The organism is Helicobacter sp. MIT 14-3879 (genome assembly GCF_003364125.1).
In genome coordinates this window covers 1-2,473 of record NZ_NXLP01000125.1, presented here as the reverse complement: position 1 = coordinate 2,473, position 2,473 = coordinate 1, and the positions used below count along the sequence as shown (strand labels likewise).

At 35.8% G+C, this 2,473-nt stretch carries 1 pseudogene; it reads right to left on the bottom strand.

The window, feature by feature from the left end:
* Positions 1-774 precede the first annotated feature (774 nt).
* A pseudogene (locus CQA44_RS13555) lies at positions 775-2,142 on the bottom strand (MBOAT family O-acyltransferase); the annotation flags it as partial.
* Positions 2,143-2,473: the final 331 nt, after the last annotated feature.

Here is a 2,473-nt window from a genome sequence, read left to right as displayed (position 1 = left end):
CATCAACTCAACACTATTCTTGAATCCCAAGCATAATATAAATGCTAAAACAAGATAGATAATTGTTTCATTACGTCCATGAATATTCTCTAGGAAATGCGGAATTAATCGTGCTTTATGTGGAAAATCCACCCATACTAGACCAAACATACCTTTTAAGAGATTCATTGCTCCTTGTAAGTTTTCTGCACGAAAAAACACCCATGCTATGTTGATAAAGTTAAAAGTAAGAAGCCAGCAAAATACTTGATAGAATTTAGAATTGAGAATCTTTGTTGTGTGCGTGAGTGTGGGAGAAATTCTTGTAGATTGCATGAGCATTGAAGAGGCAACATCGCTAGGTTCAGCTTGAGATACTTGTTTTTCATTTTGCTTAAGAACAGCACAATGATGAGAATCTTTGTGAGAGAATGTGAGTGTGGGTGAGAAATGCCTATCTCGCATGTAAATGCGCATGTCCTTTGTGTTACTCAAAACCTCTGTGCTTACTTTATAATCTGTGTCATGATAACTTTTAGATTTTAGATTCTCTAGTCTTACCCCACAAGTCTTTAGCATGGTAACTATCAATTCTTTAATCTTATGTGTTAAGCCTGCCTTTGATTTGTGTGTGCTATGTGTGCTATAAATGGGGGGGGGGGGGGCAAGAGAAAGAGAGTGTTCCACATTTATGTCATGAGTGTGTTGTCTTGTTTGAGAGATTGTATCCATTATAGGAGTAGGTTGAGAATCTACACGCCATGCTTTGTGCTGAAAGTCCTCCAAAAACCATAAATAGATTCGATGCACACACATAGCCATACCATGCAGAATACCCCATATCACAAAACCCCAGCCAGCCCCATGCCATACACCACTTAAAAAAGCTACGATAAACAGATTTCTCAATGTGAGAATCTGCTTAATGATTCGATAGGACGCACAGGCTTTATATTTCCTGTTTCTATTACCTCCCAAAGGAATATAGAGATATGCTTTGAGGAATCTCCCCAGAGTAATATGCCATCTCCTCCAAAAATCTGTGATATTTAAAGCTTTATAAGGTGAGAGGAAATTTATGGGCAACATAATGCCAAACATTAATCCTAAGCCTATTGCCATATCACAATATCCACTGAAATCAAAATAAAGCTGAAAAGTATAAGAGAGTGAGGTTACCCATGATTCAAAGATATTGAGAATCTGCCCACTCTCTACTGCACTGAATCCTGCATTTGCCCATTGAGCAAAACTATCTGCGATAAAGACTTTTTTGAATAAGCCTATAGAGAATATAAATAAACCCTTAGCAAGATAGGCATAAGGAATGCAATGATTTCCTTTGCTCATTGCATAGAATTGAGGCATCATTTCTTTATGATGCACGATTGGACCAGCAATAAGCTGAGGAAAAAAGCTAATGAAGAGACAATAATCCAAAAAATTGCTACGTTTGATAGCATCATCTTGTGAGAGAGAATTGTGAGTGAGCATTTGCTTATGAGAATGTGTGAGAGATTCTTGTGCCATATTAAGAGTATCATCTGTAGCAGTAGTTTCTTTGTAGCAATCTACTAAAAAAGCAATTTGTTGAAAGGTTACAAATGAGAGTGCTAAAGGAAGCAGAATATGAGGCAGTGGCATAGTAAAGTCTAAGGAGATACATTGAGCAAAAAGATTAAAGTTTTCTAAGAGAAAGTCAGTGTATTTAAAGAAACCAAGCACACACAAGTTAAAGAGGATACCTACAATGAGCCATCTTTTAGAGGCATTGTTGTTGCTAACAAGTAAAGAATGTGTGTTCTTAGAATCTAAATTGCTCAATGATTTATCGGAATCCTTAAGAGATTCTTCATGAGATATGACATTCTTAGAATCTAGCAAATCCTTGTGTGTGCGTAATGGTATGAAAAGATTTGTTTTGCGGGGTGCAAGAATACGCATAGCAATGGCATAGTTGATACCCATAGAAAATAGTAAAAGAAAGAGATAGCTTACTTTCCAATAAGCATAAAAGAAGAGAGAACCTACAATAAGAAAAATCTTTGCTAGTGTTTCTATAGAATGAGAATGTTTTTGATGCCCCAGATTCTTTAAGAAATGAAATCCTAACCACACAATGGGGAGAAACATAAAAATAAAAAGAGGGGAATTAAAAAGCATAAACCTTAAATCCTAATTAACATCTCCTATCACAAATGATTCTTATCCATATAACCTTATCTATGAGAATCTTGAAATCTCTCAACTGAAATAATTTAAGGGCTTGAACATAAGCTTGTGCAGTTGTTATGAGAATATGGAAATCTCTCAACTGCAAATGCAGCCAGATTTAACATGAAGATAAAAGTGCATTGAGATAAAAGTCTAGGATTATAGCATAACTCCCATAGATTCTGCAAATTTGTCTTGTAGGTGTGGGCAGGGATTCATGTTTGCTATATCTAATTCATTGCTTTATTTTCACCGCAGCATTGATAAATTTGTAAATAAG